18 protein-coding genes and 3 pseudogenes are annotated in these 23,084 nt (G+C 69.8%); 6 read left to right on the forward strand and 15 right to left on the reverse strand.

Annotation, left to right across the window (positions count from 1 at the left end; all coding sequences use genetic code 11):
- Window positions 1-73 precede the first annotated feature (73 nt).
- Together ACFYR3_RS29390 and ACFYR3_RS29395 are read right to left on the reverse strand one after the other, a co-directional pair.
- The gene (locus ACFYR3_RS29390) at window positions 74-4,984 is read right to left on the reverse strand and encodes a DNA-binding protein (protein ID WP_389285131.1); all 4,911 of its coding nucleotides are present in this window, start codon (window positions 4,982-4,984) and stop codon (window positions 74-76) included.
- Window positions 4,981-5,847, reverse strand: a complete 867-nt coding sequence (locus ACFYR3_RS29395; protein ID WP_355855131.1) for a DUF4132 domain-containing protein — start codon at window positions 5,845-5,847, stop codon at window positions 4,981-4,983. The genes ACFYR3_RS29390 and ACFYR3_RS29395 overlap by 4 nt, the downstream gene beginning before the upstream one ends.
- Window positions 5,848-6,325: 478 nt before the next feature.
- Here ACFYR3_RS29395 and ACFYR3_RS29400 point away from each other — a divergent pair, with 478 nt between their 5' ends.
- On the forward strand, window positions 6,326-7,117 hold the full coding sequence (locus ACFYR3_RS29400) for an inositol monophosphatase family protein (protein WP_389285132.1): 792 nt from the start codon (window positions 6,326-6,328) through the stop codon (window positions 7,115-7,117).
- A gap of 454 nt (window positions 7,118-7,571) precedes the next feature.
- Here ACFYR3_RS29400 and ACFYR3_RS29405 read toward each other — a convergent pair whose 3' ends face one another.
- Window positions 7,572-8,144 (reverse strand): hypothetical protein, encoded by a 573-nt coding sequence (locus tag ACFYR3_RS29405; RefSeq protein WP_355855137.1) that lies wholly within the window; start codon window positions 8,142-8,144, stop codon window positions 7,572-7,574.
- Window positions 8,145-8,266: 122 nt separating this feature from the next.
- On the opposite strand from ACFYR3_RS29405, the gene ACFYR3_RS29410 reads away from it, so the two are divergent.
- Window positions 8,267-9,196: a metallophosphoesterase family protein gene (locus tag ACFYR3_RS29410; RefSeq protein ID WP_389285133.1), complete on the forward strand. Its 930-nt coding sequence runs from the start codon at window positions 8,267-8,269 to the stop codon at window positions 9,194-9,196.
- Between the two features lie 660 nt (window positions 9,197-9,856).
- Here ACFYR3_RS29410 and ACFYR3_RS29415 read toward each other — a convergent pair.
- From ACFYR3_RS29415 to ACFYR3_RS29430, 4 genes are all read right to left on the reverse strand, one after another.
- The gene (locus tag ACFYR3_RS29415) at window positions 9,857-10,321 is read right to left on the reverse strand and encodes a DUF6221 family protein (protein ID WP_389285134.1); all 465 of its coding nucleotides are present in this window, start codon (window positions 10,319-10,321) and stop codon (window positions 9,857-9,859) included.
- Between the two features lie 328 nt (window positions 10,322-10,649).
- Complete coding sequence (locus ACFYR3_RS29420; protein WP_356785036.1) at window positions 10,650-11,225, reverse strand: hypothetical protein; 576 nt, start codon at window positions 11,223-11,225, stop codon at window positions 10,650-10,652.
- 457 nt (window positions 11,226-11,682) lie between these two features.
- Complete coding sequence (locus ACFYR3_RS29425) at window positions 11,683-12,399, reverse strand: hypothetical protein (RefSeq protein WP_389285135.1); 717 nt, start codon at window positions 12,397-12,399, stop codon at window positions 11,683-11,685.
- Complete coding sequence (locus ACFYR3_RS29430) at window positions 12,396-12,947, reverse strand: SigE family RNA polymerase sigma factor (protein WP_356785038.1); 552 nt, start codon at window positions 12,945-12,947, stop codon at window positions 12,396-12,398. Before ACFYR3_RS29430 ends, ACFYR3_RS29425 begins: the two co-directional genes overlap by 4 nt.
- 148 nt (window positions 12,948-13,095) lie before the next feature.
- On the opposite strand from ACFYR3_RS29430, the pseudogene ACFYR3_RS29435 reads away from it, so the two are divergent.
- Window positions 13,096-13,762: pseudogene (locus tag ACFYR3_RS29435) on the forward strand (XRE family transcriptional regulator).
- 128 nt (window positions 13,763-13,890) lie between these two features.
- Here ACFYR3_RS29435 and ACFYR3_RS29440 read toward each other — a convergent pair.
- The 5 genes and pseudogenes from ACFYR3_RS29440 to ACFYR3_RS29460 form a co-directional block, all read right to left on the reverse strand.
- Window positions 13,891-14,193 carry a hypothetical protein gene (locus tag ACFYR3_RS29440; RefSeq protein ID WP_356785045.1) on the reverse strand — a complete coding sequence of 101 codons (303 nt, stop codon included), beginning with the start codon at window positions 14,191-14,193 and terminating at the stop codon, window positions 13,891-13,893.
- 233 nt (window positions 14,194-14,426) lie between these two features.
- Window positions 14,427-15,335, reverse strand: a pseudogene (locus ACFYR3_RS29445) (carboxylesterase family protein); the annotation flags it as partial.
- A gap of 81 nt (window positions 15,336-15,416) precedes the next feature.
- Window positions 15,417-16,321, reverse strand: a pseudogene (locus tag ACFYR3_RS29450) (MBL fold metallo-hydrolase).
- Between the two features lie 129 nt (window positions 16,322-16,450).
- Window positions 16,451-17,416: an SMP-30/gluconolactonase/LRE family protein gene (locus tag ACFYR3_RS29455; RefSeq protein WP_389285136.1), complete on the reverse strand. Its 966-nt coding sequence runs from the start codon at window positions 17,414-17,416 to the stop codon at window positions 16,451-16,453.
- Window positions 17,417-17,598: 182 nt separating this feature from the next.
- Entirely contained in the window at window positions 17,599-18,498 is a 900-nt protein-coding gene (locus ACFYR3_RS29460; protein ID WP_389285137.1) for a helix-turn-helix domain-containing protein, read from the reverse strand.
- A gap of 142 nt (window positions 18,499-18,640) precedes the next feature.
- Between ACFYR3_RS29460 and ACFYR3_RS29465 the strand changes: the two genes are divergently transcribed.
- Window positions 18,641-19,141 (forward strand): SRPBCC family protein, encoded by a 501-nt coding sequence (locus tag ACFYR3_RS29465; protein WP_389285138.1) that lies wholly within the window; start codon window positions 18,641-18,643, stop codon window positions 19,139-19,141.
- Window positions 19,142-19,238: 97 nt separating this feature from the next.
- On the forward strand, window positions 19,239-19,880 hold the full coding sequence (locus ACFYR3_RS29470; protein ID WP_389285139.1) for a S1 RNA-binding domain-containing protein: 642 nt from the start codon (window positions 19,239-19,241) through the stop codon (window positions 19,878-19,880).
- Window positions 19,881-20,712: 832 nt separating this feature from the next.
- Here the strand turns inward: ACFYR3_RS29470 and ACFYR3_RS29475 are convergent.
- Together ACFYR3_RS29475 and ACFYR3_RS29480 are read right to left on the reverse strand one after the other, a co-directional pair.
- Complete coding sequence (locus tag ACFYR3_RS29475; RefSeq protein ID WP_389285140.1) at window positions 20,713-21,111, reverse strand: hypothetical protein; 399 nt, start codon at window positions 21,109-21,111, stop codon at window positions 20,713-20,715.
- A 251-nt stretch (window positions 21,112-21,362) separates the two neighbouring features.
- Window positions 21,363-21,524: a hypothetical protein gene (locus ACFYR3_RS29480; protein WP_355855157.1), complete on the reverse strand. Its 162-nt coding sequence runs from the start codon at window positions 21,522-21,524 to the stop codon at window positions 21,363-21,365.
- Window positions 21,525-21,741: 217 nt separating this feature from the next.
- On the opposite strand from ACFYR3_RS29480, the gene ACFYR3_RS29485 reads away from it, so the two are divergent.
- On the forward strand, window positions 21,742-22,437 hold the full coding sequence (locus tag ACFYR3_RS29485) for a DUF4328 domain-containing protein (protein WP_389285141.1): 696 nt from the start codon (window positions 21,742-21,744) through the stop codon (window positions 22,435-22,437).
- A 137-nt stretch (window positions 22,438-22,574) separates the two neighbouring features.
- On the opposite strand, the gene ACFYR3_RS29490 is transcribed toward ACFYR3_RS29485, so the two are convergent.
- Window positions 22,575-23,081, reverse strand: coding sequence for a hypothetical protein (locus tag ACFYR3_RS29490; RefSeq protein ID WP_389285142.1), 507 nt, complete (start codon window positions 23,079-23,081; stop codon window positions 22,575-22,577).
- Window positions 23,082-23,084 lie beyond the last annotated feature (3 nt).

Below are 23,084 nucleotides of genomic sequence, written 5' to 3' on the forward strand. Positions count from 1 at the left end.
GGGGTGCCGGGGGCGCCGGCCGGTCGGGGCCGGCGCCCGGCACGTAGGTCGGTGGCTGCGCCCCGGAGGTACGTCAGCGGCGGCGTCCCCGCCGCACCTTGAGCTCCTCGAAGCGGGGCCCGCCGCCCTCCTGGACCAGCTGCCAGACCCTGCGGTACAGGTCCGCGACCGGCTCGGTCGGCACGATGGCGGCCGACAGAGCCGCCTCGCCACCGAGCAGGCCGTCGAACAGCGGCTCCTTCCAGCGCTCCAGGGGCAGGCGCGGAGCCTTCGGGTCCACCCAGCCGCCGGGCAGGAAGAGCGAACGTCCGGCCCTGGCGCGGGTGGCCTCCACCAGCAGGTCGGTGGCGGCCAGTTCGGCTCGGGCGGCCTTGAGGCGGGCCGGCTTCCACCCCGTCCACCGGGCCGTCATCCGGTCGGTGGGGTCGGGCATGGCGAGCAGCATCAGATACAGCGTCGCGGCGTCCTCGCCGACGCCGTACTCCTTGGCGGCCTCGGTCACCAGATCCGGCACCGAGCGGCCCGGGTCCTGCGGCCACCAGGTGCCGTCCTTGCCCCGCTCGCCCGCCTGCGGGTCGCCCGGGTCGGCGAGGAGGGCCGCGAAGCGGGCGGAGCGGGCCAGGCGCAGCGCCACCTCGACCTGGTAGGGGCGTTGACCGTCGACGCGCAGTGCGGGCAGGTACGGGTCCTGTCCCGCCTCGTCGAGCAGGGCGACCCGGAGCGCGGGGGACGGCTGGTCGTCATGGGTGGCGAGGACGACGGCACCGTACCGCTCGAAGCCCCTGCCGACCTCGGTCGGTGCGCCCGCGGTCTTCCGGAAGCCGGAGAGGCTGACGTACTGCCCGAGGTCGAGCATCAGCCCGGGGTGGGCCAGCCGGTCACGTACGGCACAGAGCGCGCCCGGCAGCGCGGCGCGGATCGGATCGCCGGCGGGCAGACGGTGGGCGAGCCAGGCGGCGAGGCCGACGGCGCCGACCAGCGCCGCTCCGTCGAATCCGACCGACACCTTGTCGACCGGCTTGACCCGGTCGCCCTCGACCGTCCACTCCAGGTCCCGGGTGAGCCGGGGCTCACCCGCCGGGTTCAGCAGTGCGGGCAGCGCCTCGCGGACATTCCACTGCCCGTGCTTGAACGCGCGTACCGCGTCGCTGAGCAACTCCTCGGGCACGGCCGCCCTCCGGCCCACCTTGCTGTTCCAGACCTCGGCCGCGGCGGCCCAGTCCGGTCCCTCGGTCCACAGCCGGGCGGGCTCGGCGGGCAGCAGCGCGGCCACGACCGCGGCCCGGATCGCCGGATCGACATGGCGCAGCTCATCCTTGGCGACCGCCGCGGGCGCGGCCTTCACCCCGATGGCCTCGCGTGCCGGCGTGGTCAGGAACGTCCGCTCGTAGACGTCGACCTGTGGCAGACCGGCCACGATCAGCCGTGCCATGGTCTCGGTGACACCCGTCAGCCGCGCGAACTCCTCGGCGGCCTGCGGGAACCAGGGCGCCGGTCCGCGTGCTGCCAACTCCGCGAGAAACGCGTCGAGCCGGGGCTCGTGCCCACCCTCGCGCAGCGGGGCCCACGCCCGGAGCGTGTAGGGCTCCGGGGTCTCGAAGCGCCCGGCCGGATCGTGGAAGTACCCGGCGAACACGCAGCCGTTATCACCCTGCGACGTGAGTCCCACGACGACGATGAAGGAACCGCCGCCCAGAGGCAGCAACCCGTTCCACGCACCCTCACGCCACTCGCCCGACGGGGTGCGCAGCGGCCCGGCGTCCAGGTGCAGTTCCACCTTGCGCCAGTGCGAGGGCTCGGCGGCCGGAACCAGACCCAGGACGTCGAACTCGGCGAGCAGCGCGTGCAGCGCCTCCCGGTGATCGTCGGAGGTGGTGCGGGCCGCCGCCCGGAAGGCCAGAGAGGCGACACGGTCGAGCAGGTTCTCCAGGCTGGGCTGCCCGGCGGGAAACCGGCGCCCGTCGACGTGGAGGCGCGCGGTCGGTCCGTCCACGGCGGTGCTGTCCGAGAGTCGGGCCGCCCGCTTGAGCTCGCGCACGGCACGGAAGACGGTGTCGGCCTCGTTGTCCCGGTTCCACCAGGAGCGCGTGGATACGCCGAGACCGTTCATCGCGTCGAGGAGCACGGCGTCCGGCGGCCCGGCCGGGCCTTCGTCACCCAGGCCGCCGTCGAGGGCCTGGGTGAGCCTGGCGGACGCCGCGTCCAGGACGGCCTGCTGACCGGCCGCGTGGCGCACGACCCCGGCGATGCCCGCGACCAGCGCGGTGTGGGTGACCGGGAGGAGGGAACGGATCGCGTCGGGCAGCGCCTCCTTCTTCTCATGGGCCGCGGCGGCCAGCAGGGCCGCCGCCGTGTCGCGGTCGACGGTCCGCAGCGCTTCGGAGCCCCCCGGGTCGCGGGCTGTCAGACACTCCCAGTACTGCACCGGGGGCAGCAGCAGTGAGCCCTCGCCGAAAGCACCGGGGGCACGGTCGGTCTTGGCCACCGAGGTGGTGACGCCGTCCGTGTCCACGATGGCCAGCTGCCAGTTGTTGCGGACGACGGCCCGCGCCTCGGCGGCTCCGGGGAAGACGACGAGCGTGGCGGGACGGCCGGCGTCCGCGGGCACGGTGACGGTGTGTCCGGAAGGATCCTGGGCGCGCACGGAGCCGTCGGGCAACTGCACGACGCGCAGACCGACCAGCCCGTCCACGGGCGCGGAGGCCGGAGTGACGCCGGAGGTCGACGAGGGGTGCAGCCGGCCGTCGTCGAAAGTGCTGCCCTCGGGGGCGTCACGCAGCGCGTCCGCGAGGAAGGCGGGCCTGCTCATACGGCCCCGCTCACCCGTCATCGGGTCGAACTCGTACCAGCCGTGCGCCTGGTGGTCCTCGCCCTCCGCGCTCCACACCCAATACGAGACGCCGTCGCAGAGCACGTGCCGCTCCTGGGGCACGGTGGTGTCCCCGGCATGCAGGACAGCGCCGCCGGTGGTCCGGCCGCCACCCGGCACGGGCAGCGTGATCGGCATGTCGCCCCGGTACCAGTCCATCTGGGTGCCCCGGGTGGTCCGGGCGCCCTCCAGGGACTGAGGCAGGTCGGCGCGGGTGTGCCAGTAGCCGCGCAGGCCGTCGGTGCGGTCGTTCCAGTAGACGAGGAGCTCTCCGTCCACATGGTGGAAGCCCGGATCGCCCCAGCTGCTGTTCGCCGGGATCCGCAGATCGTGGGTGAGCAGGGTGCCCTCGGCGCCGATCACCCGGGCCTGGGCGGCGCCGGCCACGATGAGGTTCGGCCAGGCGTCGGCCACGATCACGTCCTCGATGTCGGCCTTGGGGACGAGGGCGGCGACCGCGTCCTCCCAGGCGGGCCAGCCGAGTTCGTCGAAGAGCCCCGCCCGCAGCGTGCGAGCCAGCACCGGCGCGAGGTCGGTTCCGGCGGCCGCACGCACCTCGTCCTCGGCCAGCGCCAGCGCCTCGGCGGGCAGCCACTTCAGCCGGGCCAGCGCTTCGGGCAGCTGGGGCAGGCCGACCGCGGTGAACCGCCGTACGACGGTGCGTACCCAGTCGGCGAGCAGCGGGCTGCCGCCCGGCGACGCCGAGAGGAGCCTGATCGCCCGCATCGTGTGCTCGTCGTCGACGAACCGGTCGGCGCCCCGCCGGAAGGCGTCGTGGAAGCGGGTGTCCGCGGCCAGCGACACCAGGTCACGGTGTCCCTCTCCAAGGGCCCACTGCGTCAGCAGCAGAATCTCGTCCTTCTGCGGAGCGGCCACCGGAATGCCCAGGGACAGCAGCAGGTCGATCAGGTCCAGGTCGTGGAGGACCTTCAACGCGCCGCCGGACGCGGCGAGTTCGTTCCGCAGCCGGTCCGCCGTCCGTTCCACCAGCGGATACAGCTCAGCCATACGGCTGGAGTCACGCCAGGACCGGGCCCGCTCCCGGTAGATGAGGAACCGCTCCAGCCAGCCCGCCGCTCCGTCGTGCGGCCGCTGCTCCTGGGGCAGGGACGTATCCCACAGTCCTGCCGTGGCACCGGAGGCCTCCAGCAGCTCCAGCCACATGGTCGGCATCTCGGTGTCGTGGCCGGCGGGGATCAGGTCGAGCAGGGTGCCCCGCACGCGCGGCTCGCGCGCGGCCAGCGCCACCAGCGCCGTACGGTGTCCCTTCCACCAGCCGGCCGCCGCGCGCAGGGTCGCCGGCAGACCGAGGAGTTCGGACAGGTACTCCTGTTCGACGAGGCTCGCGTCCTGGCCCGCGGCCCGGGCCAGCTTGCGCAGGTCGTTCGCCATCTGCGCCGACGGCGGCAGCCCGCCCGCTGTCCGGCGCAGGCACAGACGGGTGAAGCGCCGCAGTGCCTCCTCGGCCGGCACGCGCGCCGCCAACTCCCTGGCGTAGGCCGACAGCACCTTCACCGGGAGCGCCCCGGCCAGCGCGAACTCCAGGAACACGGCGTCCAGCCGCTCCTCCTGGACCGCCAGCCCGTGCTCCGCCTCGGCCTTGCGGGCGCGGGTGAACAACTGGGCCGCGTACGTGGCGTTCTCCTCCGCGAGGAACACGCGCCCGGCCTGCTCGTAGAACGTGGGCAGGAAGTGCGGCACCGAGGCCGCCAGCCGCTCGCCGAGTTCCACAAAGGCGTCCAGCGCGGCCTTCGGACGGGACTTGGCCTGCCGGCCCGCCCGCTCCAGGTCCGGCACGACGCCCAGCGCGTGATGACCGTCCTTCGGGTGGTGCACCAGCACCCACTCCGGAAAGCCCAGTGACTGGCGCGGCCCGAACCCGACCACGGCGGGCTCGGCGTCCTGCTCCAGGCCGAGGAATCCGGCGGCCAGGTCCTCGGCCGCCCCCAGCTCGCCGGAGACCAGCCGCACCACCACCCGGTCGTCCAGGCCCGGGTGACGGTACGTCCGCGCCGTCAGGGGTACTCCCAGTTCCCCGGCGTCATCCGTGTCGGGCGGCAGCACCGCGCCCGCCGTCAGCAGTTCCTCGTACGACACCTGCGTCCCCCCGCTCATGCGTTCTTGCCCTCCTCGATGACGCGGCCGGCGTACAGCGCCGCGGCCATCCGCATCCCCTCCGACCACGCGACCGGTCCCACCTCGCGCAGCGGCAGCGCGCGGCCGTCCTGGTCCTGCCAGGTGAGGGCGCCGGTCTCGACCCCGTCCTCCCAGTACGGCTCCCCGATCCACACCGAGGCCTCGACGATGCGTCCGCCGTCCCGCACCCGGGCGGTCGCGTAACCACCCGACACGCGGTAGCCGAGCGAGCTGGCCCGTGCGGCGAGCGCGAAGCGGGTGCGGAACGAACCCCCTGAGAAGTCCCGCACGTCGGTGGACTTGGCGTCGAGGCCCTCCGGCCGCCGCCACATCGCCCGGTGGATCTGCTCGACGCGCTGGACTATGCCCAGTTCAGCCGCGAACTCCCGCACGTCGTCGAGGTCCGGCAGCAGCACCGGGTGCGGCAGCGTGACGGTGCGCGGGGCCATCCGGACGGTCTCGCCGTCCAGGTTCACCAGTCGCAGCTCGCCGGCTTCGGTGGCGCCGCGCAGGAAGCCCACTTCGTCCGGGTCGTCGCCGACCACGGCCAGATCGCGCAGCGCGGACTGCCAGGCATCGTCGGGCCACACCCGGGCCAGCAGCCCGGTGGGCACGGGCAGCGACGACACCATCCACGCGTCGACCTGCGCGACACAAGCCGTGGCATGCCGGTCCAGCCACTCGGAGAACCGCCGCAGCCGGTCCACTTCGGGGTGGTCCTTGAGCGCACGCGGGAGCGACTTCAACTGCCGTCCCGCCGACCGGCCCGCGGTGGCACGCGCCGCCACCCGGCCCTCCACAAGGGCGACTTCATACCCGTCACCCGCTGACAGCCAACCCACGAGCCACAGCCTTCCGCGTCAAGAACACAAGATTGAGAGCACAGTTCAGCCAGGTCAGTCCGTCCCGGGCCGAGTGCGACTATGCGCTGAACGCTAGCGTCGGCCACTGACAATCACTCCCGGCGCCCACAGAGGTCCCGCCCGGCGCACCGGTCCCTCGGCGGTCCGCGGGGAGCGCCGCCGCGCTCATGTGACGGTTCACGGCCCGGAGGTGGGGGAGTGGGCGCAGTGAGCCATTGACCGGGGGCGGAAGTCCCCACGGGCTGGATGCGATCGGCGGCGTCGCCAACGCCGAGCTTCGTGGGGATCAAGTGCCGATCGTGGCCGGCCTTCCGGGCATCGTGGCGACGACGACGGAGCCATGGGCTGCGGTGTACGGCTCAGCCGAATTCCTCGGAGCGCGGGCCCGGTAACCGGGCTTCCGCCTCTTGAAGCAACCGCGGGTCGGCCCGCTGACCACGCCGATATCCTGCGTGACGTGATCAACTCGTATGCGAGGCTGGATGATGCCGAGGTCGCGATAGCCGCGGCATGCGTCGGCGCGGATGTGGTGCGCACCATGTACGGCCGACGGCTCACGCGTATCGACAAGGGTGGCGGGGACTTCGCCACCGCCGCCGATGTGGAGGCCGAGAAGACGATCCTCAGCGTCCTTCAAGCCGCCCGGCCCGACGACGCCGTGCTCGGCGAAGAGAGTGGACAGCAAGGTGCCGCGGAGGCCGCGCGCCAATGGTTGGTCGATCCCCTGTGCGGCACGCTCAACTACGCGGTCGGCAACATGCTGGTGGCGGTCAACGTGGCGCTTCGCGGTGGTGCCGCGGCGGTGGCCGACCCGTTCAGCGGCGAGGTCTTCTTCACCGACGGTGCGAACGCCTGGGTGCGGCACGGCGATGCCGATGCCCAACTGGAGCCCACGTCCGCCAGCCGACTCGTCGACGTCAATCTCGACCCGCCGTTCAGCAACGCGCCCGACTTCCGGGCCGTGAACCTGCTGGCTCAGCCCGACTTCGTGGAGCGTTTCCGGCCCCGGGTCGTGTCCACGACTCTGGCGTTGGCCTGGGTCGCCGCCGGTAAGCGCGCCGCGTACGTGACGGACGGCGGTGACCTGTCCGGGAGCGTGCACTTCGCCGCCGGCATCGCCCTGTGCCAGGCCGCCGGCTGCGTAGTCACCGGAATCGACGGTGCCCCGATCGGTCAGGCAGGCCACGGACTCGTGGCGGCCGCCGACGCCGAAACCCACCGGCTGCTGATGTCGATGATCCGAAACTGAAGCGGGCCCCGCGCCTGCCGGTCATGCTCTGCGCCGGCTGGTCGGCCGGCGCTCGGCTGAGCCGGGATCAAGGAACGTCAAATGGATGGTTCACCGTGGCCGCCACCAGCACAAGCGCGTCCTACGGGCGTGAGCGGGAGTGGCTGCACGATGGGCGCCAGTCCAGTGGGAAACGCCGGGAGGCAGGTAGCCAACGCCGGGCGGCACGTAGTAAAGGCAGGGCGGCACGCGCGTGGCCTGGTAGTAGTACATCCGCCAGTCGGTGGCTCCGTCTCTCCTGCGCCAGGTCGAGCTGTGTCTCGTCCTGTGCCGGCCGAGCATGGTCTCGAGCGTCAGTTGCTCCTTGCCGCGCTGAGCCAGGTTGTTTGACCTGGTCGCTCGACCTGGTCGTACGGCCGCCCATGGTGCTGTAGGCGATCTGAACGCCGACGACCGCTCTGTCCCGGCGCGCAACTCAGATGCCGCGTGCGTCCGCGAGAATGCTGGCCTGCTCCATCATGCGTGTCGGTTCACGACCGTTGGCCCAGGCGTCATTGAAGGCGGGCACGGACTCCACGTGGGGGCCGAACCGCCTGCGGATCGCTTCCAGCAGCACCTCCAGGGACTGCGCCTCCAGGCGCCGGTCGCCACCGGACTCCAAGCGGATCGCGCCCTGCGAACACAGACTCCCCTCCTCATCCATCAGTGCTCCCGCGCACCAGCCCCCTTCCTGCAGCCGCAGGGAAGCGCGGTGCAGAAGTGCCGCAATGGGTGTGGCGTACGGTCCGGGGGTTGGGAGCGGTGCGGTGGGAGCCAGTGGGGCTGCGATGTGGGACCAATCGACGGGGGTGGTCTCGATGTGCGCGGTGTTGACCTCGTAGGCGACGGCCGCCAGCGCGAGCCGGGCGTCCATGTCCTCCTTGACTGCGGCCATGCGGGCCTCGAGACCGTCGACCGGAGGCCCCAGTGGCTTGGCGCCGACCGGTGGGACGCCACCAGGGGACTCGGCGGGGACTTGTCCGGCGGCGGTGCGCGTGGAGGGCTGCATGATGGATGGATTCCGCGCGCACGGGTGCCCCCAGCTCCGCCAAACGGGCGGTGCTTGCGAGACATATCGCAGTGCTCTGCCGGTCCCGCACCACCTGCGGCCGCCCCCACACCAACCAAGGCGTGATCCCGGGCAGAGAGAGCCTGGCCCGACACGGTGGCGGAGGCTACTTTCAGACGATGCGGATATTGCATCTCTCTGACACTCATCTCGACGAGGCAGGCACCCAGGACGCCGACGGGGCCGACGGCACTGCGGCACTCCGTCTTCTGCTGGACGAACTCCAATATTTGGACGACCTCGACGCGGTGGTAATCACCGGTGATGTTGCGGACGACGGGTCCCGTGAGGCGTACACGCGGGCGGCCGAGCTCGTGTCCGCCTACGCCGGCCGGCGAGGGGCTGAGGTCTTTTACACGACGGGCAACCACGACGACCGCACCGCGTTCTGCGAGGTACTCGGCAGTGGCCACAGGCAGCCCGAGGCTGCGTACGAGGGGGCGGCAGGTGAGCGGGCGGCCGTAAGCACTGTGGACGGATGGCGGTTGATCACGCTGGACACGCTCGTTCCGGGCAAGGGCTACGGCCGCCTGGGCAACGGCCAACTCGAGTGGCTGCGTGAGCTGCTGGCCGACCCTGCGCCGTCGGGAACCGTCCTGGCGTTCCACCATCCGCCGGTCGCCCTGGACGTCGACGTCCAGCAGGCGCTGGGCCTGCAGAACCATGCGGAACTGGCCGAGACGATCCGCGGGACCGATGTCCAGCTCATTCTGTGCGGGCACTTCCACCTGCAGATTCTGGCGCGTCTGGAGCAAGCGACGGTCTGGGTCACCCCAGGGGTCGTCAGCCGCATTGACCTGACCGCCCAGCCGGGTACCGAGCGTGCAGTCCACGGTCCTTCGGCCTCTCTGGTCCGGCTGGGGGCAGGCTACGGGCCGCTGATCCACACGCTGCACGCCCGGGATCCACGCATGGGTGAGACGGTTTACGAGGCCGACGAGGCGGAGATGCACGAGGTCATCAAAAGGCTCGGTCCTCCGCAACGGGCCTGAATGTGAACCATGGGCGGGGCGGTCACTGAGGGCCGCCGGCCTGGTCGCGGGGGGCCATGAAGGCTGCTGCGGGATGACTACGGTCGTGCTGGTTGCTGTACTTTGCTGCTGTACCGCAGAAGCCTGGCCACCGCCTTGATCATCCAGCCGGCATGGACTGTGCTCGGTCGGTCAGCACCTGCGATGCCACCACGACAACTCCGCATCTGTCATTGGGTCATGGTGCGTTCTCCCGAGCAGCACCGCGTCCAGGCGCTCGACCTGTCCTTGGAGTTCGGTGGCGGCTCTCGACGGCAGGATGAACAGAGCCTCTTTCAGCTTGTCCCGGGCCCAGCCCCCGCCGCAGCACGGGCAGGTGAACTCGCCTTCCCACGGCCCAAGATTGGCCGGGCAGAAGGTAGGCGCACCCTGCCCTCTGCCCCAGCCCATCAGAGAACACCAGTGATCCAGACGATCAGCGTTCTGGCACGGAACTGGCACGCGGCGAGTGATCGCAGTGGACAGCGAAAAGGCCCGGGTCGTTGACCTGGGCCCCGGTCATGGAGCGGGCGACGAGACGCGAACTCGCACTCTCAGTTGGGAACTGCGATCACACGCGGCTGGTCTTGACGCCGACCTGGAGGTACGGCGGAGGTACGACTTCGACAGGCTTGGTCGTCTTCACAGGGATTCCCCGCTGTCCCCCGCACTGTCTGGTGCGCTTGCGGTGCGGTCGCCCCGTTCCCCGGTTGCCCGGTTCGGCTTGTAGCGCTCGGGAAGGTCGGGGTGCTCATGGTAGGGGAGGACCAGATCGAGTAGGTCGTCGCAGGGCCAGAGGTCGCCGTCGAACTGGCAGTCGTCGATGTCGTTCCAAGGCAGCTCGGGATCGCCTTCGGACGGACTGAGCGTGTGCCGGTTCAGCACACGCCGCTTGGCCTCGACTTCGCGCAGCACGCGGACAGGGTCGTGCAGGGCCGTGTGCTGGGCTACCGCGGGGTGGAATCCGGTGGCATCCCCTTGGCCGAAGTCGACTGCCGCTCCGTGCGCGGTCCACTTCGCAGGGAACCCGGCTCCGTCACAGCGTCGGGCCAGGTCGGCCTCCTCGTCCAGACGCGCCTTGAGGAACGCCACCAGGTCGTTGAGCATGGCGGCATTCTCGACCGTGGGGCGCGCGTCGGCACCTGCTTTACGCCCCTCACTCACCGACGGGCATTGGACACCACACTTTCCAACTGTCTTGGTGGTGTGCCGGGTTGTGTGCAGGGGCGTTCACCTGAGTTCATGCGCGGCCGGCGCGGCTGGCAAAGCCTGCTGGCGGTCCCGTCCGAACGGCCGTGAACGGGGCTGAATGAGTCGGGACATGAGACGGGAACTGAGTCGGGCTGGCTCTGGGGTCCAGGACGACCCAACGGGGATCGTTCATCGCGGGGCTGGGCCGACTGGGGACGGAAGCAGTCATGCAAGGCTCTGTACCTCAGAGCTTGCCCCCCACCAGGACCACGCGATGGCCACTCAGCGCGCGTCTGAATCGTTCGAGGAAGCTGGGACTGAACTCGGGCCAGTCCCAGAACTCGAAGCCCAGGTAGCCGAAGGCGTAGTAGTCGTCGTCCCAAGTCCACGCAGTCAGGTCACCGGCTCGGTGACACCGTGGGCAGGTAATGGCGGCCCGGCCCGCGCCGTGCCAGGTCTCGATGGCCTTTCCGAAGGGCTCCCACGCGCCCTCGATCACGTCCCACTCATCCGTGTACAGGGGCACTTGGCTTGCGCAGTGAGGGCAAACCGCGAACATCGCATCACCCTGGCCACCATGGAAGACGGTTCTGCCTGTCTCGATCTTGAGTCCGTCGCTGGGCTCCCAGTCCTCCTGGGTGACCGCCTTGGCCCAGAGAGGACCGGGCGGGTGCCCCAGCGGCGCCCCGAGAACGCAATTGGTGAGCTCGGCCCGGACTATTCCTTCCTTGACAAGCCAGTCAAGGGCGCCCGCTGCAAGGGCTTGAGCGTCTGCTTGAGTGGCGTCCAGGTCGACGACGGTCTGGAAGTGGCTTCCCATGAAGATGACAGTAGATGACGCCACCGACAGCGACTGTGGGACCAACCTGGGAGCAATCGTCAAGAGTTGTGGTTGAGGAACGGCTCGATCAGCGGGCCGGCCTGCGGATCGTGCGTGGCGCCGCGGATGTTGATCGTGTGAGAGAGGAGTTTGTTTCCCGTCGTAGGCATGGCCACAGTCGGCGGTTCGACCAGGTTCAAAGGCAGGCGGTGGTGGTTCAACGCCTCGCTGATCGAGTGCAGGAGGGACTCGTGCACCTTGATCAGCGGTTCGTCAGCGCCATAGGTTCGTCGACGCCATAGCGGGAGTTGGCTTTGGGCGCCGGAAGCTCGCCCGGCGCCACTATTCGCCGCGGGTGGAGTCGGTCTCCCAGAAGTCGGGTTTGCCCTGCGGTATGGGGGAGTCCGGGGATGTGTGACTTGCACCGGCTGGCAGTGCCGGTCACAGGGGATGCGGGTCACCTGCCGGCATTCAGCCGGAGGGCGAGGTCGTGGGCGCTGGCGCTGGTGAGGTCCCCGTCGAAGGCCCCGACGATTTCGAGACGGCCGCCGGTGATCGAGGAGGTCACGAAGGGGTTGCCCCAGAGCTTGCCGTCGAGGACGATGGCGAATCCGTTGCGCGGAAACGGGGCCGTGGCGATGGAGCCGGTGAGGGCGGCGAAACGGGTCCGGTCGGCGGAGCTGAGGGTCACCTCGACCTTCCAGGTGCCGTCGACAGTGCTTTTGTCGGCCTTCGCGGAGGTGACACGGACGTCGGTCATTCCCCTGGCCCGGTCGGCGCGGATGCAGAACTCTGGGTGGGTCGCGCTCGCGCGCACGGTGTAGCCGCCGCTGCCATGGGTGCAGGGGTGCTCCGTGGACGAGGTGACCGGCAGGATGGACATCAGGGCGACCTTGTCGGTGTTCCCCGTGCTCCCTACGGCGGGCTGAACCACGTGCGCATGCTGGGTCGCGCCGTCCGCGACGGCCACCCAGGCGGCGGCGACCACGGCGGCGGCGGCGATACCGACCCCGGCGCGGGCCAGCCGCTGCCGCCGCCGGGCGACCTTCAATGCGCCGTCGGCCAGGCCGACCAGATAGGGACCGGCGGCATCACCGCCGCTCTCCCGGACATGGGCGTGCAAGGCATCGTGCAGCAACGTTTCGTGCAGCGGGTGTTCGGTCGAGTCGTTCATGCGATGACGCCCCTTCCGGAGCAGGTGGAGGAGGAGGCGGCCGACGGCCCTGCCTCGGCCAAGGTGGCGCGGAGAGAGGCGAGGGCCTTGTGGGTCTGGCTGCGGACCGTCCCCTGGGCGACGCCCAGAATCGCCGCGATCTCGGTGTCCGGCCGATCCTCGAAGTAGCGCAGAACGATCACCGCACGCTGGCGCTTGGGCAGCCGCCGCAGCGCGGCCATGATGTCCTGCCGCTGGACCACGGTGTCGGCCAAGTCAGCGCCTTGCGCGGACGGCTGGTCCGGCAGGGTGTCGGTGACCGTCTCCCGTCCCCAGCTGAGCAGTCGGAAGCGGTCCACCTGGGCGTGGTAGATCGCCCGGCGCACATAGATCTCCGGCTGCTGCCGGTCGCGCAGCTGCGACCAACGCCGAGCGGTGGAGGCAAGCGCGGTCTGGAGCAGGTCACGGCCCTGCTCCCAGTCCCCGGTCAGCAGGTAGGCCGTGTGCAGCAGCGATCTCGACCGCGCCGCCACGAACTCGCGGAACTGGCGTTCCTCGTCGGCGTTCAATGTGCCCTCCCTCGTTCCCCCGTAAAGACGGGTACGGAAGGGGGTTCGACTGCCCTGCCAGTGAAACTTTCTCGATCACGACGCTGCCAGGCTCCTCGCGCGGAGCGTCGTGACGGTTCATGAGACCTGGCCCTGTCGCGCCACGGACATGCAGATGATCGCCTCTATCGCGCAGGGTCTGCATCTGTCCCTCGACGAACGCGACCACCTGTTCCGTCTCGCCGGGCACAACCCACCCGCGAGAGGCCCGATCAGCGAGCACGTCAGTCCCGGCCTGCTGCGCATCTTCGACCGTCTCACCGACACCCCCGCCGAGATCGTCACCGAGCTCGGCGAGACACTCCGGCAGACCCCGCTCGGCGTCGCACTCACCGGCGACACCACCCGGTACACCGGCCCGGCCCGCAGCATCATCTTCCGGTGGTTCACCGACCCGGCAACCCGAGCCTTACCACCCCGACGACCACGCGCTGCACTCCCGCGTCGTCGCCGCCGGGCTGCGCAAGATGGTCACACTCCGCGGGCCCGACTCAAGGGCCGCTCACCTCATGGACCTGCTGCTCGCCCGCAGCGAAGAGTTCCGCACCGTCTGGAACGAACACGAAATCGGCATCCACTACAACGGCGTCAAACGCTACGTGCACCTCGAGGTCGGCGCCCTGGAACTGACCTGCCAGATACTTCTCGACCCCGAGCAGTCACACAACCTTCTCGTCTACACCGCCGTCCCCGGCAGCGAAAGCCACGAAAAACTACAGCTCCTCTCGGTCATCGGACCCCAGCACGTCGTCCCGCAGCCACCCCCGAACGCGTGACTGCGTTGCACAGGTTCTGATAGCTCGGCTTACCGATACCGGTGACCGCCCTCCAGCGGGCCGCCTCCCCTGCCGTCGGCGCGCCATGCGCGGCGGCGGCGCTCGGCGCGGTTGGCCGCGGTTGACGGTCAGGCGACGCCGATGTGCTGGACGTGGCCTCCGGCCGGTTCGTGGACGGGCCAGCCGGGATTGCCGGTCTCGGCGAACCGTATCCACGAGCGGTGGATCCGGGCGGCGAGTGGGGCGGGCGGTTCGGCGTTGCCGAGGAGCCCTCGTGGGCCGCGCAGCGATGGCAGGGACAGGCGGTCGAAGACGAACGGCAACTCCATGACATGGCTGGCGCCCAGTCGCCCGTCGTTCGCGTCGGAGCGCCAGACGAATTCGTAGCAGTACGTCCGTCCGGCCGCGGCGCTCGCGTGTGCGGCGGCCATCTTCCGGGTGCCGGATGTGAACAGCCCGTCACCGAGGATGGTGGTGCGCAGATCGGCGGCTGAGGCGGACGGATGCTGTACCCGGTAGGCACGGACGGCTTCGTCGGGCTCGGGGTGGAACCGTGCCGCGGTGTCCCGGACATCGGCGTCAGTGGTGTTCGCCAGGAGTCCCAGTGTGCCAGGTAGAGACTGCCCTCGTCGAGATTGGCGCCGATCAGCAGGTCGACCTCTCCTCCCTGGCCTGCGGCGACCGCGGTGGCCGGCTGGTGCTCGCTGACCAGGCTGAAGGACGTGATTCCGCCGAGCGGGTGGTGGTGGGTGGACGTGCGCAGGTCCAAGCCGGTCAGGGCGGCCGTGGCGGTGACGAGGCGCTCGTCGGGGATGTCCGCCAGGGTTTTGACGGTGGGTTCGAGGTCCAGTTCACGTCCGACGGCCGCGGTGACGATGTTCGCCTGGTCGGGAGTGAAGGCGCCGGTGCCGCTGCCGCTCTGGATGATCGCCCGTCGGACCAGGCCCGAGGATGCCGGGTCGGCCAGGATGCCGCCGACGATGATGGCTCCGGCGGACTGGCCGAAGAGCGTGAGGTTGTCGGGGTCGCCGCCGAAGCGTGCGGCGTTCTCCCGGATCCAGTGCAGGGCGGCCAGGACGTCGAGCATGCCGCGGTTGTCCGGGGCGTCGGGCAGGTGCAGGAAGCCGGGGATGCCCAGGCGGTAGTTGACGGTGATCAGGACGACGCCGTCGCGGGCGAAGGCCGTTCCGTCGTAGAGCGGTGCACGGATGGAGCCCGCGACGAACCCGCCGCCGTGCACGAACACCATGACCGGCCGGGTCGGTCCATCCGGCTGCGGGGCCCAGATGTTCACGGTGAGGTAGTCGTCGGCGCGCCGCCAGCCCGGGCCGAAGTAGGGCGACATGTCGAGGGTGCCGAAGGAGTCCCGGGCGGGCTGGGGCGCAGTCGGTCCCGGTTGCGTCGCGTCACGGATCCCGGTCCACCGTTCGTGCGGGCTCGGTGCGGCGAAACGCCCGCGTCCGACGGGCGGTGCGCCGTAGGGCACGTTGAGGAAGACGGACCCGTGTCGGTCGAGGCGACCACGGATCGGGCCCGAGGTGGTGCTGACGGTGGCGGGATCGTCGGGTGCCATCTCGGTTCTCCTGGCTGCTGGTTGGTCAGGTGGGTGCCGCCGCTCCGGGGTGGCCGGAGCGGCGGCGGGGTGGAGTCGGGGTCAGTACCGGGTGATCGGCGCCCACTTCTTGATCGCGAATCCGCTGCCCTTGTGCTCGACTTCGAGGGCGCTGTGGCCGCTGAAGTGGGCGGGCAGAACGAGGGCGCCTGTGTCGGCGGCCCAGCCGAGCAGCCTGCGGCGGGTGGTGCGAGCCTGGGCCGGGTCCGGGCAGAAGCAGCTGTTGTGGTCGGGGTGTGTGATCTGCAGGGGGGTGTGCATCAGGTCGCCGGCGAACAGGGCCCGGTCGCTTCCGGAGGCCAGCTTGACGACGCTGGATCCGGGGGTGTGGCCGGGGGCTGCTTCCAGGCGCAGGCCGGCGTCGATGGTGTGGCCTTCCTCCCACAACTGGACCTGGCCCGCGGCGTGCACGGGGGCGACGCTGTCCTCGAAGACGTTCTCGTTGACGCCGCCGGCGATGTCCGGGTTGTTCGCCGGGTTCCAGAACTCGAAGTCGGCCTTGGGCATCAGGTAGGTGGCGTTCGGGAACGTGGGTACCCAGGCACCGTCGATCAGGCGGGTGTTCCAGCCGACTGGTCGACGTGCAGGTGGGTGTTGACCACCAGGTCGACGTCCTCGGGCCGCACGCCGGCGAGGGCGAGGTTGCCGAGGTAGTCCAGTTGCAGGTGGTCCCACGCGTCGAGGGCCGGGCGGGTCTTGTCGTTGCCGACGCCGGTGTCGATCAGGATGGTCCGGCCCTCGCTGCGCAGCAGCCAGGTCTGCATCGCGACGTTGACTATCGCGTCGTCGGCACCCAGGTGATCGGGCACCAGCATCTCGCGGTGTTCCTGCCAGGCGTGCTCGGGCAGATCGGGGAAGAACTGGTCCGGGGGCATGATCGGACCGTGCATTTCCTCGATGCGGGTGACAGTGACGTCGCCGAGTTTGAGCTCGTGCGTGTTCTGCATGATGTTCTCCTGACGTGCGGGCTTTCCGGGAGACCGGGGCGGCCGTGACGGACTGACCGGAGTTGACAGAGCGGGGCGTCCCGAGGGGCCGGTGCGCTTCCCCGGGGTGTGCTTTCCGCCGGCGCGGGGCTAGTCGTTCAGGTGGGCGAGGACAAGGTCGGGGTCCTTGGCGGTGACGTAGGCGGCGCTCAGCACGTAGACGGTGTGGCCGCGCAGGGCGATGGACGTGGGGTTCTGCAGGCCGTCGGCCGGTGTCAGCACGATGGAGTGGCTGCCGTCGGGCTGGACGAGCGCGACCTCACTGGGGCCGTTGAGCGCGGCCAGCAGCTGGTCGCCGTGGCCGGTGAAGGCGAAGTCGTCGATCCCCGGCAGGCCGGTGGCCTCGGTCCGGACCGAACCGGCGCGTCCGTCTTGGAGGATGGGGATGCGCAGGATGGTGCCCTTGTCGAGGTTGGTGGCCCAGACCGCGCCGTTATGGACCTTCAGGCCGTTGGCGCCGAGGAAGCCGGTGGAGGCCAGTTCGGGGGCAGTGGACCAGGGGGTGGGGGTGCCGCCGGTGGCGGGCAGGCTCCAGACGGTGCCCAGCACGGAGTCGGTGACGTAGAGGGTGCGGGTGCGCGGGTCCAGCGCCAGGCCGTTGGGAAGGCCGTTGGCGGGCAGCGCGGCGATCCGCTGGGGTTCGCCGCCGGGGCGCAGGCGCCACACCCCGGTGAGGTCGGGGGTGCCGGTGGCGTAGAGGAAGTACAGGGTTCCGTCGTGGGCACGGACGATGCCGACGGTCAGCGGGAAGCCCATGACGGGGGTGTGGACACCCCCGTCGGCGGGCTTGGGCAGGGTGGCCAGGATCCGGATGGCGCCCTTGGGGGAGACCTCGGCGATCTGGCGGCCCTCGGCGAAGGTGACGTACGCGGCGCCGCCCGGTGCCAGGGCGACGTTCTCCGGCGTCTGGCCCTTGGCCAGGTCGAAGTGCATGGCGATCCGCGCGCTGCTCAGCGGGGCGGAGACGGCCGACGCCGCGTCCGGGCTGAGCGCTGCGGCAGCGGCCGCGACAAGGACGGCCGCCGACATGGCGGGCGCGGAGATCTTCTTGAACATGGTTCCTTCACTGGTTTTCGGGCATGCGACAGCAACACGTCGACGCACGCGTGGAGACAGGTGGATTCCGCTCGGGGCCCTGCGGCCCCGGGGGGCTGATGCCGGCGGCTGGTCGTCAGCCGTGCCCGGGCGGGACGGGTGCTCGCACGTGCCGGCCGAGCGCCCGTTGGTGTTGTGTGAGGTCAGCCGGCGTCGGCCCGTGGCGCCGGCTGCGCCGCGTCGGCCGGGACGGTGTCCTGGGTGATGACCTGGGCGAGCAGGGCCAGCGCGGCCCGTGACGGCGAGCCCGCCTCCGTGGTGGCGACCACCGTGTTGGGGCCCGGCCCATGGCTCAGGGTCTGCTGAACGACGGTCAGCGGGCCGACCAGCGGGTGCCGCATCTCATAGGCGGCGACGGCACACGCCTTGACCCGATGGTCGGCCCACATCGAGGCGAACTCACTGCTCTTTGCGCTCAGTTCACCCAGCAGCGCGTGCAATGCCGTGTCCTGCGGATGCTGGGCCGCCACCAGGCGCAGATTCCCCACCACCGCCCTGGCCTTGCTCGGCCAGTCCGCATACAGGTCGCGGGTATGACAGTCGAGGAACACCAGTCTGGCCATGTTGGGACGCTGCGCCGACAGGTCCGGGGCGCCAGGGTCCAGGTGCCCGGCGAACAGCGCGTGACCCAGGCGATTCCACGCCAGCACGTCGCTGCGCCGGCCGAGCACGATCGCGGGAACGTCCGCCAGCACGTCCAGCAACTGAGCCGTCGCCTCCGTCGCACGCTCCGGCGCAGGTCGCCGACCCCGAGTACGAGGCCTGTCCACCCGGGCCAGGTCGTGCAGGTACCGCCGCTCGGACTCGTCCAGCCGCAGAGCCCCGGCGATCGCGTCCAGCACCTCAGGCGACGCGCTCAGTGACTGCCCCTGCTCGAGCCGGGTGTAGTAAGAGGCGCTCACACCCGCCAGTAGCGCCAACTCCTCGCGCCGAAGACCCGGCACACGCCGACGCTCCCCGTAGGTGGGCATCCCGACATCCTCGGGACGCAGCTGTGAGCGCCGCGCCTTCAGGAAGTCCCCGAGCTGCGATTTTCCGGTCATGGATCCGAGTATGGGCCGACTCGAAACGCACAGCCTGCCCCAACTGTGGATAGGCACCAGCGGGTCTGGCTCCCCGGCAGGAGTGGTGATGACGTGGGCGTCGCCGACTCGGCACCACCCCGCACGCACCCAGGAGGACGCCTTGAGCACCACCACCAGCGAACACGACCTCTTCGAGACTCTGGACGCATCAGGCTTCGCCTTCACCAGACGCGCATGGGTCGATGCTGCACCCGCCCGGGTCTATGACCTGCTCAGCGACGTGTCCGCGATCGGCCGCTGGAGCCCCAACGCGACCGACGTCACGTTCGACCAGGGCGCCGGGCCTCGGGTCGGCGCCTGGTTCAGCGGCCGCAATCAGAAGGACGGCAGGGAATGGACCACCCGCTCCCAGATCGTACGAGCCGACCCCGGCGACGCCTTCACCTTCGTGGTCGGCGGCGCCGAAGACGGCATCGTGCAGTGGAACTGGACCTTCCACCCCCGGGGACGCGGAACCGTCGTCGAGCAGTCCTGGCAACTCCTCCGCCTCGACTCGGTACTGGGCACCACCCGCGGCGACCTCGACGCACTCCGCGACTACATGGCGAACAGCGTCGAAACCACCCTGCTCTCCCTCGCCCAATGGATCGCCGAAGAGTGAGGTTCCCAGGTGTGGCTTCGTCGACGGTGACAGGCGCGAGCGCGAGCGACGCGCCGAGACCTGTCGCTGAGACACCCGCCCACGCTGGAATGTGGCTGTGGCCGTGGAGATCGGCCGGCGGATCACCGCTGAGGTGATGGCCGTCGATCTGGACGAGGGCCGGGGCCGGCTGGCGATGACCGCCACCGAGAATCCGGAACTTTGGGCGTTTCTGAAATCACGTCACCGCGGAGAGATCCTTTCCGGGACAGTCGCGGCGATCGAGCGGTTCGGCGTGTTCGTGTCGCTGGACGACGGCCCTGACCACCCGGTCTTCCCTGGCGTCGGGTTCATCACGGTCCCCGAACTGTCGTGGCGCCACATCGACGCAGTTTCGGACGTCGTTCGGGTCGGACAGCACGTCTCATGTGAGTTTCTTCAGTTCGACGACTGGAACGGAGAGGCAAGGCTGTCCTTGAAGGCGATGCAGCCGGATCCTTTCGCGGAGTTCGTCGAAGGGACCGGGGTGGGCCAGACGCTGCACGGACAGGTCACCAAGGTGGTCCCATTCGGCGTCTTCGTTCAGGTCGCCGACGGCATTGAGGGACTGGTTCATCTACGAGAGGTCACCCGGATGCCTGTGGAGACTCCGGAGGACGTCCTTCAGGTCGGCGACGAGGTCACGGTCGTCGTCACAGAAATCGACCGACAACGACGCAGGCTGGCACTCTCACGTGAGGTCTCACCCGACCTCCGGTGAAACCTGCGTGTCGCTGTCGCTGTCGCTCCTGCGCGAGTGCTCCAGTCCCTCGGCCTGTTTGGTGAAGGCGAGGCCCCACGCCCAACCCGGTGAACCGATGCGGTCACAACATTAGACGGCGACGTGAGGAGAGCCCCGGCCGGTGGGGAAGGCCTCTCCAATCACTGCCCCGGCAGGATTCGAACCTGCGACACTCGCTTGAGGCGCGGGGGCGCCCCCGTGATTGGGCTTCTGCCTCCAGACCTGCGCTTCTGCCGCATGCCGGGAACTCGGCGACCTGACCCGCCCTCGTCCGTGGTTTCCCGTCACTCTCCGTCAAACGTGGCCCGGTTGCGGCACGTCTGCCAACTACCGCCGTGCGCTGTCCGTCCCACTGGTCCGCGCTACAGTGTTCGGCGTCGGTCCTCGGCGAGGATGCCTTGCTCCTCCGGCTGGCGGCTTCATGGCATGAGGCCGAGCACCGGGCACGGTGCCATGGAAGCGGGGAAGTCGGGGACCGACTCTTCTGTGGTCGCCCTCGATGCCAACTATGGGCAAAGCCGGTTGTGGAGGTCTGCGGGGCTGGTCAGACGACCAGTGAGGACCAGCGGCGGGACGGGCAGTTCAACCCGCGTCCCGCTTCTCCAGTGACCGGCGCCGCTTCGGTCGAGGGCGGACGTAATCGAGGACCGCGCCTGCAGCCGAGAGCACCTCCGCCACCAAAAAGACGATGGAAGCGATCCGTAGCGCCCCCTCGCCGTATAGGGCCTGGTAGCCGAACCAGGGCACGGCGATACAGGTCAACAGGCCCTTGCCTAGTCCCACAAGGCCCGGAGCCATGCGCACTCCCGAGTCAGATCGATCGTGGGCCACCTTCGCCAAGGGCCGAGCCTTGCTCTCCCTCGGCCGGCCAACCGCTGACGTCCGGCGTTGCCCGGTGCAGCTCTGGCTTGTTGGTGCCTGTCAGCGATGTCGGCAGTCGCGCTGCCCTTGGTGTCGGCCTGCCGAGGATCTGAAGCACCCCGCCGAGCACGACGAACATCATCGCTACGCCGGCGAGGTCGGCGCCCACTGCATAGGACCACCCGACCAGCCTCGGCACTCCGTCCAAGGCAAAGCCGGCACCAACCAGAATGAAGCCCCAGCCGGCCTTCCGGGGATGCCTGTACTGCGCTGCATGTCGACCGTTCAAGGCCAACATCCCCAGGGATGCCATCACGCATCCGCAGGCCAGCATGATCCACGAAGCCATGGCACCCCTCCACCGGGAGATTACCCCGCGCGCGTTCGAGTCTCTATGGGCCCAGGCCATGAGCCATCTTGGAAACCGTCGTGGCAGCGATGTCACCGTGGGTTCAAATCCCACACCCACCGGAGATGAGTGGTCCCTGACCAGGTCTCTAGGTCAAGGGCCCTTCTCGTGAGCGTTGTCCGTCAGCGACCGTGGCTCCCCGCTGCTTCCCGACCGGACAGGCATGGGAAGGGCACGTGGTCGGGAACTCTCTAGTCGCCGAGCAGTCCGGCGAGCAGCCCAGCCGCTATCGCGGAGAAGACCCGCGGCTTTCTCCAGCCCGGTCCCGAAGCCTGGCGGTTCAACTCCCACGCGAACACCAGACCGCCGCCAAGGCCCAGCGCGCTGCGCGGCAGGAAAGCGATGGTGTGCACAGGGAGCGTCCAGAGGCCTTCGAATGGACAGGAAGGCTACCCCTGGTGGCGGTCGCGTGGCTGGCCGACCCCGTTCACGCTCGTCGATGTCGGGCGCGGATGTCAGCTCACCTGGGCGGTCTTGACCCGACGCGACGCTGGCATCAGCTTCCCTGGGAGTTAAGATCCGCTGCCGACCTGCGGGAAGTCCGGACGGGCGGCTTCCAGGGGGTGCGAAGTGGTTGAAGCAGTCAGGTTGCCGCGCGGGCAGGCCCGGTTTGCCTCCGCCGCGCTCGCCGCGTTCGCGTCGGTGACGGTCGCGGCCGGGCTGGCAGCGTGGCACAAGTACCAACTGCTGGCGGGATCGCTGGCGCCGGGACCGTATGTGGACAACCCATTGGTCGAGGTCGACACGTATTTCAGAAACCTGATGGGCTGGCGGACGGGTCTGCTCCTCGCGGCCCTTCTTCAGTTCAGCATCTGGCTCGCCAACATGCGCGACGTCGCGGATGTGCTCTGGCGCCAGGGCCAGCGTCGGCGCCGGGCGTGGCTGGTCTTCGGCTGGGTGATACCGGTAGCGCAGCTCTTCATACCCAAGATGTTCATCAACGACCTCTGGGCTGCCGGCCAGCCGGAACGGCAGCGTCGTCGCGGACATCCCCTGCTCACGGCATGGTGGCTGTCTGTCCTCGTAGCGGCGAACGCATACAACGATGCCCCCAAGGAACTGAAGAAGGCAGTCAGCGCGAGCCAAGCTCGTCATGCACTGCGGCAGATCATGTTCAGCGAGGGCCTGGACATCTGTGCCGCTGCGCTATCGATCGTCGTCGTCTGGCAGCTCATTGGCAGATTGGAGCGCGCCACCCGGACTGCGATTGCGCCCGCTGAGGTCTGCTCGACGGACAAGCGAGATCTTGAGGATCCCTGGGTATGAGCATGCTCACGCGCTCGGTGGAGTCCATCGCTGTCCCACCCAACCAGCCCAAGTCGACCGCGCGTACGCTGCGGTTCCACGTCCGCTGATCAAGCCCACCGATCAGGGGGCCCCTTCGATGCGACGACCGGTCGCGTTCAGCAGCCCCTGGACGGGTGAGAAGCGGGCGGCGCTGTCGCCTGCAGGGTCCAATCGGGTGGCTCGGCATCTGGTCCACCGAGCAGTTGCGCCGAAGCCTGGCCGCCGTCGGTCAACTTCTTGTGCCACGCCCACACGCCCTGAGCGATCGAGGCTTGGTCGAACGTCCAACCCAGACCCTGCATGGCCGTCTGCACATATGCGACTACCTGAAGCGCGGACCCGCCGCCGGTGAAGTCGACATCGACGGTCGCCGGATCCCAACCGTAGGTCGACCTCACTCCGTCGCACGAGTCCCATTGCGGCTTAACGCTCTGCTTCAGCGTGACGTGTGCGCGCGGCGGCACCGCGGACAGCACCGGGAGAATCGCCTTGAGCCGTCGATGCCCGGGATCAGGGTCCCCGACCGGCGACGGAGTCCCGCTGCATCCGGTCAGCGCCATGACTGTTGCGACCATGGCGCCGGACATCACACCGTGCGCCAAACGACGCTCGAACCCCCACATGGA

Origin of the sequence: Streptomyces sp. NPDC005784, assembly GCF_042871525.1 — a bacterium.
Lineage (GTDB): Bacteria > Actinomycetota > Actinomycetes > Streptomycetales > Streptomycetaceae > Streptomyces.